Here is a 14,127-nt window from a genome sequence, read left to right as displayed (position 1 = left end):
AATGAAAAAACATTACTATTGCCAACACCAATCAGAATATGAAATCCCGTTTTTTGACGTGGATTCCGCGCATATTATGTGGCACGGGCATTACGTCAAATATTTTGAAATGGCACGCTGTGCCTTATTGGAAGATATCGGCTATACCTACGATCACATTCGGGCTGATGGCTATGGCTGGCCCATTGTGCAACTGAATATCAAGTACGTTCGCCCCGCCCTTTTCCGTCAAAAAATTCGTGTTACCCTTTCCGTGCTGGAATATGACACGTGTTTACGCATTGATTATGTGATCACCGATGTTGCCACAGGGCAGAAGCTCACCGTAGGCAGCACAACCCAAGTGGTGGTGAGTGCTAAAACAGGGGAAATGCAGCTTGAAGCAACAGAAAATTGGCGTAACGCCTTTGAATCTTACAAGGGCTTCCAACCTTTAAACGAACAAAAGTGAAACAGAAAATGAAAAAATATTTAGCTTTATTGCTGTCGATCATCAGCTTGCCACTATGGGCGTTTTCCGAGCAAGATCTGATCAAGCAACTTCAACAAAGCCATAATGTACAAGGGGATTTTATCCAACAACGTTTTTTAAAAGCCCTACCTCAACCCATTGAAACACAAGGAAAATTTGCTTTAGTAGCACAACAAGGTTTACTCTGGCAAATGCAACGCCCATTTGAAACCCAATTACGCATCACACCAAAGGGCATTGAACAATGGAATGGAACACAATGGGTTGCCAATGGCAATATGGCACAAACTCAACAAATTCGCCTATTTTTGGGCTTGCTGTCAGGGGAGCTTTCGGGGCTAAAAAGCCATTTTGATTTAGCATTAAGTGGCAATGCGAAGCAATGGACATTGCAACTCACGCCCAATTCCCTATTAATGAAGCAGATTTTCACCTCCATAATGATCGAGGGTGGCAAGGTGGTTACTGCAATGCAACTGAACGAAATCCAAGGGGATCGCACGCAAATTCAGTTTCAGCATTTGCAAATTAACCAAGCGTTACCGCCTGCCGTTAAACAGGCATTAGCACAATGACAAGATAGCGAGTCGCCCAATGCAACCACAACAAAAAACACCTCAAATTCTGACCGCACTTCGCTTTCTTTATGCAATGAGCTTGTTGCTTTGTGTCGGCGTGGTGGCGTTTTTTGGCTATCGTGGATCGTGGCTACAAACGGATTTACAAGCCTTGCTGCCGCAGGATCAGCAATGGCAGGCAATTCAACAACAAGTCGATCAACAGCAGGAACAACGGCTCAATGGTAAAATCATCGCCCTTGTTGGGGCTGAGCAAGCCAGTGAGGCGATGGCACTTTCGCAACAAGTCGCCAACACTTGGCGGGAAAGTAGGCTATTTCGCCAAGTCGAAAGCGAGTTTCAGCCCGATCTTGAAGCCTTGCGTCAAACGATCAAAACCCTTGCCTTTGCCACCTTGCCAGAACGGATTCGGAAACAGCTCAGCGAACAACCACACGCCTATTTTCAGAAATATGCAGAACAGCTCAGCAACCCCTTTAGCGGACAAAATCTCTTACCGCTCGATCAAGATTGGCTCGGCTTTGGGCGATTTACCCTTGCTCAAGCGCAGCCGAAAAGCCTTGTACAGTGGCAACCCGAAAACGGCACTTTAGCCGTCAATGCACAGGGGAAAACTTGGGTGCTGTTGCAAGGGGAATTGCAGCCGCAAAATTGGCTCACGCCGCCCCTTGCCTTGCAAAAACTGGTGGAACAAAATCAACAATGGGTCGCAGAACAAGGCGGAACATTTAACATCACGGGCTCAACCTTATTCGCCCTTTATGCTAAACAAGGGGCGGAACAGGAAAGCCAATTAATGACGGTGTTAGGGATAGGGCTAACCTTGTTGCTGTTATTGCTCGTTTTTCGCTCGTGGCTTGTGCTATGGCTGTTTTTACCCATTGGTGTTGGCGTGCTAACGGGGCTTGCGGCAACGCTGTTAGGTTTCGGGCAGATCCATATCCTCACCCTCGTGATCGGCACGAGCTTAATCGGCGTACTCATTGATTTTCCACTACATTGGCTTGCTGGCTCATTGCTTTCTCGCCACTGGCAAGCACAAGGGGCAATGAAAAAATTGCGTCTTGCTTTTAGCCTCAGCCTGCTAATCACCTTGCTTGGCTATGGTTTACTGGGTTTCACTCCGTTGCCCGTATTACAACAAACGGCATTGTTCTCGGCAGTGGCATTGCTATCAGCGGTTTGCTTCACTCAGCTCTTTTTGCCTGCATTCTTTCGCCGTTATCACAGCCATCGCCCAACCACCTTGCTATATGGCTTTTATAAAGTGCGGTCATTTCTACGCAAGTTTTTTCGCTACAAAAAAACAATGGCGAGCTTGCTCTTGCTGTGGCTATCTGCTGGCGTTTGGCAAGCTAAATGGCAAGATGATATTCGCCAGTGGGTGGCATTGTCGCCACAATTACTCAGCCAAGCACAGCACATTGGCGAGCTGACGGGGCAACAATTAAGCGGACAATATTTTTTAGTGGTTGCGGAGAACGATGAAAAACTCTTCGCTAAACTGACCGCACTTGAACCCGCCTTACAACAGGCTCAGCAACAACAGCAGTTGCAAAGTTATCAATCTTTAACCCAGTGGATAATGAGCGAACAACAGCAACAAGATCTTGCCCGCAAATTGCAAACACTCTCACCGCAGGATTATGCCCCACTCACCGCAATGGGCATCCCCCCCGTGGTGATCGAACAGCAATACCAAACGCTCAGCACAACGCCTCCGCTGGCTTTAGCGACGGCATTAAATACGCTATTAGGGCAAGCGTGGCAACCGCTGTATTTCGGGCAAATTTCGGACAAGGTGGCAGCGATTGTACCGATCAACGGTGGCAATCATCAAGCCTTATCACAGCTTGCCAATCAGCAAGATATTTTTTGGCAAGATAAGCGTAGCCACCTTAATCAAATGTTCCAACAAACGCGTAATCAGGCGATCGGCTTGAAATTGCTGTCTTTTCTGTTTGCTGCCTTGTTGCTATGGCGTTATTTTGGCACAAAAAACAGTGCGAAAATGTTGCTCGTACCGCTTTTTGCTGTGTTCGCCACCATTGGCAGTTTGGGTTGGCTCGGCTTGCCAATCAGCTTATTTGCAATGTTTGGCTTGCTATTAGTTTCCGCCATTGCGGTGGATTATGTTGCCTATTTGCAAAGTGTTTCGGCATTAAATGCACATAAACAATTCGCCATTTTACTTGCCGCCAGCACCACCTTGATTTCCTTTGGTTTGCTCACATTGAGCAACACGCCTGCCGTGGCGTTATTTGGGCTGAGCGTGAGTGTTGGCGTGGGGTGGGCGATTGTGAGTGCATTTATGTTGTATCATCGTCAAAAAATAAAATCATCACTTTTTTAGGGAGAAAAAAATGAATACTGTTGATGTTGCGATTATTGGTGCAGGCCCCTCAGGTTCAGTGGCAGCTGCCTTGTTAGAACAGCGAGGCTTATCGGTTTGCGTTTTAGAAAAACAACATTTTCCGCGTTTTGTGATCGGCGAAAGCCTGCTACCTTATTGTATGGAAATTTTGCGTGAGGCAAATTTAGTGGAAGCGGTAAACCGTGAACCGAGTTTCCAATTTAAAAATGGCGCGGCGTTCACTTGGGGCAATCGCTATACTTATTTTGATTTTACCGACAAATTCACCGCAGGTGCTGGCACAACCTTTCAAGTCCGTCGTGGCATCTTTGACAAAATTTTGATCGATAACGTCATTGATCGTGGTGTTGATGTGCGGTTTGGACACGAAGTGCTGACAGTGGATAACCAAGGTGAGCTGGCACAATTACAAGTGCGTACCGAACAAGGAGAAAATTACCAGCTCAATGCCAGATTTTTATTAGATGCCAGCGGTTACGGGCGGGTTTTACCACGTTTATTAGATTTAGAATTACCTTCGCACTTGCCTGCTCGTGTGGCTCGCTTCACCCATATTGATGACAATATTGATGATCCTGAGTTTGATCGAAACAAAATTCTTATTACCACTCACCCAGTGCATCGTAATGTGTGGTTATGGTTAATTCCGTTTGCAGATAATCGTTGCTCAATTGGCGTAGTTGGCTTGCCAGAAACCCTCGCGGGCGATGATGAAAGCGTGCTGAAACAATTCGCTTTGGAATGCCCTATGTTAAAACGGATATTAAAAAATGCAGTATGGGATAACGATTTCCCTTATCGCCATATTCAGGGCTACTCGGCAAACGTGAAAAGCTTGCACGGGAAGCATTTTGCTCTGCTAGGTAATGCGGCGGAGTTTTTAGATCCCGTTTTCTCATCGGGCGTAACCATCGCCTTGCATTCCGCCCATCTTGCCGCACCGTTAATCGCACGTCAATTACAAGGGGAAGCGGTGGATTGGCAAGCGGAATTTGCTGAGCCATTAATGGTTGGTGTGAATACGTTCCGTACCTATGTGAATGGCTGGTATGATGGTTCGTTCCAAGATGTGGTTTATGCTCGCGATCCACAACCAGAAATCCGCCGTATGATTTCTTCTATTTTAGCTGGTTATGCGTGGGATCAAGACAATCCTTATGTGGCAAAATCCCAATCTCGCCTTGCGGTGTTGGCAGAAGTTTGCGGTGCGGCAACGCAGGATTAAAGCGAGCGAGAGAAAAGTGCGGTGTGTTTTGGAGAGCGTTTTTTGAGGGTGTTTTTGCATTTTATTGCTAAATGGATTTCACTGTCATACAAGGCTTTAAGCCGAAAACTATACAAGTCGCACAGCGAGGCGAAGTAAAATCATAGGAAAGTGAAAGACGTTTAGCCATAACTACGCCTAAGCGTCTTTCGTCCTCATACCACATTGCGTTGCTGGACTACTGACAAAAATGTGCTAACATTCAAAAAACGTTAAAAAAACTGACCGCACTTTGATTTGACAATGAAAACGAAAAACCGCTGGCAGCGTTATTTTATTACGCTTTTAATATTCGGCATAATGGCTTGCCAAAGTTTACCGCAACCCACTGCGTTGCCAAACACAAACAAAGCCAGCCAATTATTCAAAATTGAGCAACAAGATAGCACAGCCCGCTTGCAACAGCAGAGCTTGCTTGCTTTACAATATCAGCCAAGCCAATGGCGTTGGGTGCAAACTGATCCATTAGGCTCGCCACTCGCACGGGTGATTTTAACGCCACAAGGCTGGCAAAATGACGGTTTTATAATGCCGAACTCGCAAGCAACATGGCTGTTTTCGGCTATTGCAACGGCGTTATATCCGAATTCGCCACTTTTTCATTTTAGTGCGGTGAAAAATGTGATGGGAAAACAAGAAAAACAGCAAATTTATTTCATCAATGATAAGCCTGTGTGGACAATCTCGGGGCAATCGCCAAGCTGGCAGATTGCCTTAAGGGATAACAGCCGCTGGCAAGTTACAGAATTAAATTAGGGGAAAGCGTGAGCAAATTATATTTATCACAGCCTGCCGTAGTGAGCAGTTTAGGTGAGGGGCTTGCCACTCATATTGACGCTTTATTGGCAGGCGTGCCATCAACATTAACCCAATGCGATACGCCATTTCGGCAGAATGGCTTGAGTGACAAGGCCCGAATGTATGGTGCGGTAAATCTACCGCTTCGCCCGTTTGATGATAACCTCCCCGAGTGCCACCGAAGCCGCAATAATCAGTTATTATGGCACTGTTTAGCTCAACTTGAACCGCAAATCGAACAAGCCATTCAAACATACGGCAAACACCGTATTGCCGTTGTGATCGGCACTTCCACCTCTGGAGGCGATGAAAATATTGAAGTGTTTAAGCAAGCCGCCTCCGATCAAGATTGGTCGAAAGTGCCGTTTAAACAACAGCAACAATATTTCTCCGCCCCGGCGGATTTTGTTGCGTGGCAATACGGTTTAAACGGGCTATGTTATGGCATTTCCACCGCTTGCACGTCTGGGGCAAAAGCCTTAATGAGTGCGGCACGATTATTGAGAAATAATCTATGTGATGCGGTGATTTGTGGCGGTGTAGATACGCTCTCGCCTTTAACCATTAAAGGCTTTCAATCCTTATCCGTATTATCCGATAGCCAAACCAATCCCCTTTCGGCAAACCGTAGTGGGATCAATATTGGTGAGGCGGCAGCGGTGTTTGTGTTATCGAAACAGCCACTAGGGAAAGCTGTGGAATTGTTGGGCTATGGAGCGAGTAGCGATGCGTATCATATGTCTTCTCCACACCCAGAGGGCGAAGGGGCAATCGCCGCTTTCCGTGCTGCATTGGCAAATAGCAACCTCGCAAGCAGTGAAATTGGCTGGATTAATTTGCACGGCACGGGAACGATTCATAACGATCAAATGGAAATTTTAGCGGTGCATAATGTATTTGGTGAACAAACCCCTTGCACCACAACCAAGCCTTATACAGGGCATACCCTTGCGGCGGCTGGGGCGGTGGAAGCGGCGATTTTATGGGGAATGATTCACTCTGATTTTAACCCTGAGGGGAAATTGCCCCCTCAACTATGGGACAGCGTGCCAGATCTCGCTTTGCCAAAAGTGGAGATTACGCATCAGCATAGCCATTGGCAACCAGCAAAACGAATCGGGGCAAGCAGTTCTTTTGCGTTTGGCGGAAATAACTGTGTACTGATTTTAGGAGAATGCAATGGTTGAGTTGAATTGCCCGATTACGAAAATAGCCCCGCTTGTGCCTCACAGTGGCGAGATGGTGCTGTTGCAACAAATTGATGAAGTAGGCGAAGATTTTTTAGTCGCTCAAGCCTATGTTGATGCTGATCATATTTTGCTCAAAAAGGGCAAGCTAGCGAGTTTTGTTGGTGCGGAAATTATGGCACAGGGGATCGCCGCTTGGGCTGGCTATAAATGTGTGAAAGCAGGGCAGCCTATTGGGATTGGTTATTGGCTTGGTACAAGAAAACTACATATTTATCAACAAGATATTCCCGCTGGCAGTGTGTTAGAAATTCGTGTTCAGCGATCTTTGGAAGATGACACTGGCTTTGGCGTATTTGATTGCCAACTGCGAGATAAAAACACCGATCAACTGATTATCGAAGGGACGCTCAATGTATTGCGTCCACCAAAAGAGAAAAAAGAATGACAAATAGCGTATTAATTACAGGCTCAAGCCGTGGTATCGGCAAAGCCATTGCCTTACAGTTGGCACAGTCAGGCTTTGACATTGTGCTACATTGCCGTAGCCGTGTAGCAGAAGCCGAAGCGGTTGCTGAACAAATTCGCACAATGGGACGACAAGTGCGTCTTTTGCAATTTGACGTAAGTAATCGTAATGACACCGCTCAAAAACTCTTAGCTGATGTGGAACAGTTCGGGGCTTATTATGGCGTAGTGTTAAACGCTGGGCTTACCCGCGATAATGCGTTTCCCGCTTTAACGGATAATGATTGGGATATTGTATTACGCACCAATTTAGATGGCTTTTACAATGTTCTTCACCCCATTATGATGCCGATGATCCGCCGCCGAAAAGCAGGGCGAATTGTGTGTATCACATCCGTGTCTGGCTTAATTGGAAATCGTGGACAAGTGAATTACAGCGCCTCAAAAGCAGGTATTATTGGGGCAGCCAAAGCCCTCGCTATCGAGCTAGCAAAACGCAAAATCACCGTGAACTGTGTTGCTCCGGGGTTAATTAATACGGACATTTTAGACGAAAATGTTCCCGTAGAAGACATTCTCAAAGCCATTCCAGCAGCAAGAATGGGTGAACCTGAAGAAGTGGCACACGCCGTTGATTTCTTAATGAATGAAAAAGCAGGCTATATTACTCGCCAAGTGATCGCCGTAAATGGCGGATTATGCTAAGGAACAAATAATGAAACGAGTTGTGGTAACAGGTATCGGCGGAATTACCGCATTTGGGCGTGATTGGGCAAGTATTAAGCAAGCCTTCGCAAAACAAAAAAATGCAGTGAAAGCAATGGATTGGGGCAAGTTAGACGGAGAAATTGAATCTCGTCTTGGCGCACCGATCAATAATTATACACCGCCAAGCCATTGGAATCGTAAGCAGTTACGCAGTATGGGGAAGGTGGCTCAGCTTTGTGTTGATGCTGCTGAAATGGCGCTAACAAATGCCGGTTTATTACAAAATGGCGAACTGGATCCTTGTGTACTCAATGGCAATATGGGCGTTGCCAGCGGTTCATCATCAGGCAGCACCAAAGATATTCAAGATCTCGGCTTAATGATGGCAGGCTACCCGAATACCAGCAGTGCCAATACTTATGTGCGAATGATGCCCCATACCACCGCGGCAAATATCGGTATTTTCTTTGGTTTAAGCGGACGTATTATTCCCACCTCCAGCGCTTGCTCATCAGGTAGCCAAGGCATTGGCTATGCCTATGAAGCGATTAAATATGGAATGATCCCAATGATGTTAGCTGGTGGCGGCGAAGAATTTTGCCCTTCGCAAGTTTATGTGTTTGACTCCCTTTATGCTGCAAGCTGCCGTAACGATCAACCGCAACACACACCACGCCCTTACGATCAAGATCGCGATGGGTTAGTAATTGGAGAAGGGGCTTGCATTCTAGTGTTAGAAGAACTCGAACACGCCAAAGCCCGCAATGCCACCATTTTAGCGGAAGTGGTGGGCTATGGGGCAAACAGCGATGGCAGCCATATCACCCGCCCACAAAAAGAAACAATGCAACGTTGTATGGAATTAGCCTTGCAAGATGCGAGCTTACGCCCTGAGCAAATTGGCTATGTGAATGGACACGGCACCGCCACAGAGCAAGGCGATATTGCAGAAACCCTTGCCACCGCTGCTTTATTTGGCAGCGTACCTCTTAGTTCTCAAAAAAGCTATCTTGGACACACACTCGGTGCGTGTGGTGCATTAGAATCTTGGTTCTCCATTGAAATGATGCGAGATAACTGGTTTGCCCCAACGCTCAACCTAGACAATATCGATCCACGTTGTGGCGAGTTAGATTATATTCGCCACGCCGCAAGAGAAATTCACACAGATTATGTTATGAATAATAACTTCGCCTTTGGTGGAGTGAATACATCGCTTATTTTTAAACGTTGGCGAGATGAAAAATAAAAAAGTGCGGTTATTTTGATCTGACATCGAAAAGTTAGATTATTATTTTAAGGACTGAATTCTGTATACAATTGTTGACACTTTTTAGGTAAGCATTCTTTTTCAGTTTTAGGTAGTGGTAGTATTTGAGCATAGCGTGACTTTTCCATTGCAGATATCCTTTTAGGGGTGATTGTAATCTTTCAATTATGGGAAAATTTTTAACCATTGGTTAATGATTACAGGATTAGCAATACTGAAATGTAAGCTGGCTTAGTTAATATCATTTCTTTGTTTTGCCTGAATTCAATGATTTTAATATCCGTCTAGCAAAGGCAAATGCATAAAAGGTTAAAGGAAAATTTCTGATGTGAAAAATAGAAATTAACGACTTTCTGTTTAGAGATATTCCTGTAATCTATTTGTGTTATTGTGTGCTGTAAAGCGTGTAAAACCATTATCTTTTTGCGTTTATTAGGATAAGATTTTTATAAAAAGTGTTCATTGTTTAATCCTCATTGTGTCTGGAAACTAAGTTTAAGTTGAAAAACAATTTGCTAGTGTTAAAGGATAGATATTGAAAATTTCTTTAATAATTCGCTCGTTTCAAACAACGGTAAGCCCATCACTCCCGAATAGCTACCGCTTAAATGCCTAATAAAACTTGCTGCCAATCCTTGTATTGCATATGCTCCTGCCTTATCAAAAGGCTCTCCACTGGCAATATAAGAGTGAATTTCTTCTGTCGAAAGCGATTTAAAACTGACTTCGCTAGATTGCAGACAATGATGTTGCTTGATTGGTGTTGATACGCAAATAGCCGTTAATACCTGATGAGTATTGCCAGACAACATTGAAAGCATTGCAAAAGCCTCTTCTTCTGTATGGGGTTTGCCTAAAATTTGATTATTAAATGCAATACAGGTATCGGCAGTGAGAAGTGGATATTTTCTTTTGTTAGGGAAAAGATAGCGAATTTGCTGATTTTTACTGATTGCCATTCGTAAAACATAATCACTTGCTGTTTCATTTTCACCAACCGTTTCGTCAATTTCACCTTTTAATACCTCGACAGATAAACCCAGTTGTTGTAATAGTTGAAAACGGCGTGGACTGTTAGATCCTAGATAAATTTTTTTCATAATAGATTCCTATATTCAGTTTGGCTAATATTGTAATGATTACGGGATTTCAGATCAGCATTTGTTATACTGAATCAGTCAATTTGTTTTTTGAGGAGAAGTTATGGATTTTGTACTTTATATTGTTATGTTGTTATTAGCTTTGACTTGTGTTGTGTTTATCTTATTGAATTTGCAGAAACAAAAATCATTGCAGACGTTACAACAGCAACAAGCACAAACGGTGGAACAGTATAATGCGCTGTTGCAGAAATCAGAGTCATTAACAGAGCAATATCAATTGGCGTTACAAGAAAAAATCCGTAGCCAAACGGAAAAACAGGGAATTGAGTCGTTGCTACAGGAGAAAAATCGACAACACCAAGAACTGGAACAGCTAAATGTATCGGCGCAACAACAAATTATGCAATTATCGCAACAATTAACAGCATTACGCACCAGTTTAGCGGAAAAAGAGACGCATTTTGCTGAACAACAGCAGTTGTTAGAAAATAATAAAAAACAATTAACGTTAGAGTTTCAACAGCTTGCCAATCAGATCTTGGAAGAGAAAAGTCGTAGTTTTTCACAATCCAATCAAGTAGCGTTGGATAATTTATTAAAACCATTTAAAGAGCAGATTGAGGGCTTTCAAAAACGTGTTAATGAAGTGCATTCTGAAACGGTAAAAGGGAATGCCAGTTTGGAAGCAGAACTTAAAAAGGTGTTGGAAATTGGATTAAATATGTCGAAAGAGGCAAATAATTTGACAACAGCATTGAAAGGGCAGAAAAAAACATTGGGAAACTGGGGTGAAGTGCAGTTGGAAAATGCTTTGCAATCTGCTGGCTTAGTAGCGGATGAGCAGTATGTTGCCCAAGCTCATTTTAAAGATAATGAGGGTAATCATCGCTATCCTGACTTTTTAATTAAATTGCCTGATAACAAGCATATCGTGATTGATTGTAAAGTGTCACTAGTGGCTTATGAACAAGCGGTTTCTGCTACTGATGAAGCTAAAATTCAATTACATTTAAAAGAACATATTCAAGCTATTAGACAGCATATCAAATCGTTATCGGAAAAGGATTATAGTCATTTAGAGGGTATTCAAAGTCCCGATTTTGTGTTGATGTTTATTCCGATTGAACCGGCATATATCGAAGCATTAAAACAAGATCCGACATTGTTTAATAATGCTTATGAAAAAAATGTTATTTTAGTGTCATATACTACATTAATGCCGATTTTACGCACTGTTGCTAGCTTATGGCGCATTGAAAAAGGAAATCGTGAGGCTCGAGAAATCAGTGAAAAAGCGGGAGATATTTATAACCAAGTTTGTGTAGTGGCGGAGCGACTACAAAAATTAGGTAATGGCTTAAATAGCGTGGTTAAACAATATAATGATTCAGTTACTTCGCTTTCTGGACAACGTGGTTTATATGGCAAAGTAGAGCGTTTTCAGACACTTTCCAATAAAGCCAGTAAACAGCTGCCACAAATGGAACCATTAACAGCTGATGTTGAAATAGAACGCTTAAATGTGATTGTTGAGGCGTAGTTATGCGATAAAAAAGCGATCCGAAGATCGCTTTTTTAATGTGATTTTTTTTAAATTTATTTCTTTTGTGTGGTTTCAATTTGAGCTTTTAAATCGGCAAGTGCTTTTTCAGCATCGGTAAGTGATTGTGTGGTCTTGGCTTGAAGTTCGGTATAAGCCTTAATTTGTTCCGGTGTAGGTTGTTGAGTAACATAATCGGAAGATTGTTGCATTAAATCAATAAAAGATTTTAAACCGGCATCATATTGTGCTTGTACTTTTTTTGCTTCTTCGGTTTTGATTTTGAGTTCACTGATAGATTTCACTACCATTTTGTAATTATCAATAATTGCTGCATATGCTTTGGTTTTATCCTCAGCAGTTTGAGCTGATTCCAATTGCTGGATTAATGCAGAACCGCTTTCCTGTTTTAACACAGTATTCAATGTTTGTTGAAGCAAATCAACATCTGCTTTCATATCAGCAGTTTTATCGCCACAAGCGGCTAAAAAGAGAGAAAATAGAGCAATTAATAGAAAATTTTTTAACTGTTTCATAAATATGTCCTTATTAAATAAAAATTAATCTGCAGAATAATAAAGTTTGCCGATCTCAATTTTAGCTCTGCCTTGAGATTCACGCCACTTATTAGTATCACGCAAAGAGTAAACACAACCGCAATACTCTTGTTGATAAAATTTCTCACGTTTACTAATTTCAATCATTCGTTGAGAACCTCCACCTTTACGCCAGTTATAATCCCAATAAATGACATCATCATATTTTTCAGCAGCACGATGACCGCAGCCGTTAATTTGATTCATATCTTTCCAACGAGAAATGCCGAGGCTGCTGGTAAACACAGGAAAACCGTGTTCGTGTGCATATTGAGCCGCTTTTTCAAAGCGCATATCAAAGCACATTGTGCAACGAATGCCACGTTCTGGCTCATCTTCCATCCCTTTTGCCCGTTCAAACCATTCAGCACGATCATAATCAGCATCAATAAATGGGATGTTATATTTTTCAGCAAACCGAATATTTTCTTCTTTGCGAATTAAATACTCTTTTTGAGGATGAATATTAGGATTATAAAAATAGATAGTGAAATCGATTTCCGAAGCAAGTAAAGCCTCCATTACCTCACCTGAACAAGGTGCACAGCAGGAGTGGAGCAATAGTTTGTTATGTCCGTCAGGCAAAGTTAATTTTGGACGAACAAAGGGGGCATTCGGATCTTTAGTAATTTTCTTTTTTCTCCCTCTAGAAATAGGAGGTATTTGTTGAATATCTGACATATTGTTTTCTTAATAATTACGTTCTACAGAAATTTTTGCAAGAGAAATTAATGCTTCTTTATATAGGCTATCATCAATAACAGAGAGTGCATCAATTGCTTTTTGGGCTTCCTGTTTTGCTTTTTCTATCGTATAGGTAAGAGATTTATATTTATCCATCATTGACTGAATTTTAGTAAGATATTTACGCCCGTGACCGTGTTCAATAATGGAGCGAATTAATTGTCGTTCATTTTCGCTGGCGTGTTGCATAGCGTGAAGTAGCGGCAATGTTGGCTTGCCTTCTTCCAAATCATCGCCAAGGTTTTTACCTAATTTATCCACATCAGCACAATAATCCAATACGTCATCAATCAGTTGGAATGCTGTTCCTAAATAACGACCATATAATTTCATTGCTCGTACTTGTTCTTCAGTTGCTTCGGATAATAGTGCCGAACATTCAGCTGCAACTTCAAAGAGACGTGCGGTTTTACTGTAAATAACCTGCATATAGCTCTGTTCAGTAGTATCAGGATCGTTACAGTTCATTAATTGCAACACTTCACCAGCAGCAATAACATTCACTGCATCCGACATTACTTGCATAACAGGCAATGAACCTAAACGAGCCATTAATTGAAATGCACGAGTATAGATAAAGTCACCGACTAAAACACTGGCAGCATTGCCGAAAATAGCATTTGCAGTATCTTTACCACGGCGCAAAGTTGACTCATCAACAACATCATCATGTAATAAAGTAGCCGTATGGATAAACTCAATAAATGTTGCACAGGTAATATGCCGATTACCTTGATAATTCAATGCATTAGCTACTAACACAGCAATTAATGGTCGAATACGTTTGCCGCCGCCGTTAATAATATAGAAGCTAAGTTGATTAATTAAAGCCACATCAGATTGTAATTGTTGTGAAATCATTGCGTTGACAGCTTGCATATCCTTAGCAGACAGCGCTTGAATTTCGTTTAAATCCATACTTCCCTTCATAATTGTTGTGCAAGAATTGTTAATACTATTAATGAGTTCCCAATTCTACCTTAAAAATTTAATTTCTAAAATTAAACTGTGAAATTAAGCAGATT

At 42.5% G+C, this 14,127-nt stretch carries 14 protein-coding genes; 10 read left to right on the top strand and 4 right to left on the bottom strand.

From position 1 onward, the window contains the following. The first annotated feature begins 1 nt into the window (after position 1). The 9 genes from P375_RS01420 to P375_RS01380 all read left to right on the top strand — a co-directional run bounded on the left by P375_RS01420 (position 2) and on the right by P375_RS01380 (position 9,098). Positions 2-451 carry an acyl-CoA thioesterase gene (locus P375_RS01420; RefSeq protein ID WP_209434796.1) on the top strand — a complete coding sequence of 150 codons (450 nt, stop codon included), beginning with the start codon at positions 2-4 and terminating at the stop codon, positions 449-451. Positions 452-459: 8 nt separating this feature from the next. Continuing rightward, positions 460-1,047: a LolA family protein gene (locus tag P375_RS01415; RefSeq protein ID WP_039133503.1), complete on the top strand. Its 588-nt coding sequence runs from the start codon at positions 460-462 to the stop codon at positions 1,045-1,047. A 19-nt stretch (positions 1,048-1,066) separates the two neighbouring features. After that, positions 1,067-3,403 (top strand): MMPL family transporter, encoded by a 2,337-nt coding sequence (locus P375_RS01410; RefSeq protein WP_039133500.1) that lies wholly within the window; start codon positions 1,067-1,069, stop codon positions 3,401-3,403. A gap of 10 nt (positions 3,404-3,413) precedes the next feature. Then, positions 3,414-4,649 (top strand): NAD(P)/FAD-dependent oxidoreductase, encoded by a 1,236-nt coding sequence (locus P375_RS01405; protein WP_039133497.1) that lies wholly within the window; start codon positions 3,414-3,416, stop codon positions 4,647-4,649. 282 nt (positions 4,650-4,931) lie between these two features. Further along, a complete protein-coding gene (locus tag P375_RS01400; protein WP_039133495.1) occupies positions 4,932-5,444 on the top strand; it encodes a DUF3261 domain-containing protein in 513 nt (170 codons plus the stop codon). An 8-nt stretch (positions 5,445-5,452) separates the two neighbouring features. Then, positions 5,453-6,673 (top strand): beta-ketoacyl-ACP synthase, encoded by a 1,221-nt coding sequence (locus P375_RS01395; RefSeq protein ID WP_039133491.1) that lies wholly within the window; start codon positions 5,453-5,455, stop codon positions 6,671-6,673. Next, the gene (locus P375_RS01390; protein ID WP_039133488.1) at positions 6,666-7,121 is read left to right on the top strand and encodes a dehydratase; all 456 of its coding nucleotides are present in this window, start codon (positions 6,666-6,668) and stop codon (positions 7,119-7,121) included. The genes P375_RS01395 and P375_RS01390 overlap by 8 nt, the downstream gene beginning before the upstream one ends. After that, positions 7,118-7,846: a 3-oxoacyl-ACP reductase FabG gene (fabG, locus tag P375_RS01385; RefSeq protein ID WP_039133484.1), complete on the top strand. Its 729-nt coding sequence runs from the start codon at positions 7,118-7,120 to the stop codon at positions 7,844-7,846. The genes P375_RS01390 and fabG overlap by 4 nt, the downstream gene beginning before the upstream one ends. 10 nt (positions 7,847-7,856) lie before the next feature. Then, positions 7,857-9,098: a beta-ketoacyl-ACP synthase gene (locus P375_RS01380; RefSeq protein ID WP_039133482.1), complete on the top strand. Its 1,242-nt coding sequence runs from the start codon at positions 7,857-7,859 to the stop codon at positions 9,096-9,098. Between the two features lie 542 nt (positions 9,099-9,640). Here the strand turns inward: P375_RS01380 and P375_RS01375 are convergent. Next, positions 9,641-10,219, bottom strand: coding sequence for a Maf family protein (locus P375_RS01375; protein ID WP_039133478.1), 579 nt, complete (start codon positions 10,217-10,219; stop codon positions 9,641-9,643). A 103-nt stretch (positions 10,220-10,322) separates the two neighbouring features. On the opposite strand from P375_RS01375, the gene P375_RS01370 reads away from it, so the two are divergent. Beyond that, entirely contained in the window at positions 10,323-11,762 is a 1,440-nt protein-coding gene (locus tag P375_RS01370) for a DNA recombination protein RmuC (protein ID WP_039133475.1), read from the top strand. Between the two features lie 56 nt (positions 11,763-11,818). Here the strand turns inward: P375_RS01370 and P375_RS01365 are convergent, their stop codons facing one another. Genes P375_RS01365 through ispB form a run of 3 tightly spaced genes read right to left on the bottom strand, consistent with a single transcriptional unit; the run spans position 11,819 to position 14,020 of the window. Continuing rightward, positions 11,819-12,298 (bottom strand): hypothetical protein, encoded by a 480-nt coding sequence (locus tag P375_RS01365; RefSeq protein WP_039133471.1) that lies wholly within the window; start codon positions 12,296-12,298, stop codon positions 11,819-11,821. Positions 12,299-12,322: 24 nt separating this feature from the next. After that, the gene (locus P375_RS01360; protein WP_039133468.1) at positions 12,323-13,039 is read right to left on the bottom strand and encodes an epoxyqueuosine reductase QueH; all 717 of its coding nucleotides are present in this window, start codon (positions 13,037-13,039) and stop codon (positions 12,323-12,325) included. A gap of 9 nt (positions 13,040-13,048) precedes the next feature. Then, complete coding sequence (gene ispB, locus P375_RS01355; protein WP_039133465.1) at positions 13,049-14,020, bottom strand: octaprenyl diphosphate synthase; 972 nt, start codon at positions 14,018-14,020, stop codon at positions 13,049-13,051. Positions 14,021-14,127 lie beyond the last annotated feature (107 nt).

It is taken from the genome of Gallibacterium genomosp. 2 (assembly GCF_000771895.1).
Lineage (GTDB): Bacteria > Pseudomonadota > Gammaproteobacteria > Enterobacterales > Pasteurellaceae > Gallibacterium.
The sequence above is the reverse complement of the archived record's forward strand: the minus strand, read 5'-3'. Positions and strand labels throughout refer to the sequence as shown.

Bases quoted from the DNA above. Each gene is read 5' to 3' on its own strand.
- P375_RS01380 (WP_039133482.1), top strand. From the start codon at position 7,857: ATGAAACGAGTTGTGGTAACAGGTATCGGCGGAATTACCGCATTTGGG.
- ispB (WP_039133465.1), bottom strand. From the start codon at position 14,020: ATGGATTTAAACGAAATTCAAGCGCTGTCTGCTAAGGATATGCAAGCT.
- P375_RS01405 (WP_039133497.1), top strand. From the start codon at position 3,414: ATGAATACTGTTGATGTTGCGATTATTGGTGCAGGCCCCTCAGGTTCA.
- P375_RS01370 (WP_039133475.1), top strand. From the start codon at position 10,323: ATGGATTTTGTACTTTATATTGTTATGTTGTTATTAGCTTTGACTTGT.
- P375_RS01420 (WP_209434796.1), top strand. From the start codon at position 2: ATGAAAAAACATTACTATTGCCAACACCAATCAGAATATGAAATCCCG.
- P375_RS01375 (WP_039133478.1), bottom strand. From the start codon at position 10,219: ATGAAAAAAATTTATCTAGGATCTAACAGTCCACGCCGTTTTCAACTA.
- P375_RS01365 (WP_039133471.1), bottom strand. From the start codon at position 12,298: ATGAAACAGTTAAAAAATTTTCTATTAATTGCTCTATTTTCTCTCTTT.
- fabG (WP_039133484.1), top strand. From the start codon at position 7,118: ATGACAAATAGCGTATTAATTACAGGCTCAAGCCGTGGTATCGGCAAA.
- P375_RS01410 (WP_039133500.1), top strand. From the start codon at position 1,067: ATGCAACCACAACAAAAAACACCTCAAATTCTGACCGCACTTCGCTTT.
- P375_RS01415 (WP_039133503.1), top strand. From the start codon at position 460: ATGAAAAAATATTTAGCTTTATTGCTGTCGATCATCAGCTTGCCACTA.
- P375_RS01390 (WP_039133488.1), top strand. From the start codon at position 6,666: ATGGTTGAGTTGAATTGCCCGATTACGAAAATAGCCCCGCTTGTGCCT.
- P375_RS01400 (WP_039133495.1), top strand. From the start codon at position 4,932: ATGAAAACGAAAAACCGCTGGCAGCGTTATTTTATTACGCTTTTAATA.
- P375_RS01360 (WP_039133468.1), bottom strand. From the start codon at position 13,039: ATGTCAGATATTCAACAAATACCTCCTATTTCTAGAGGGAGAAAAAAG.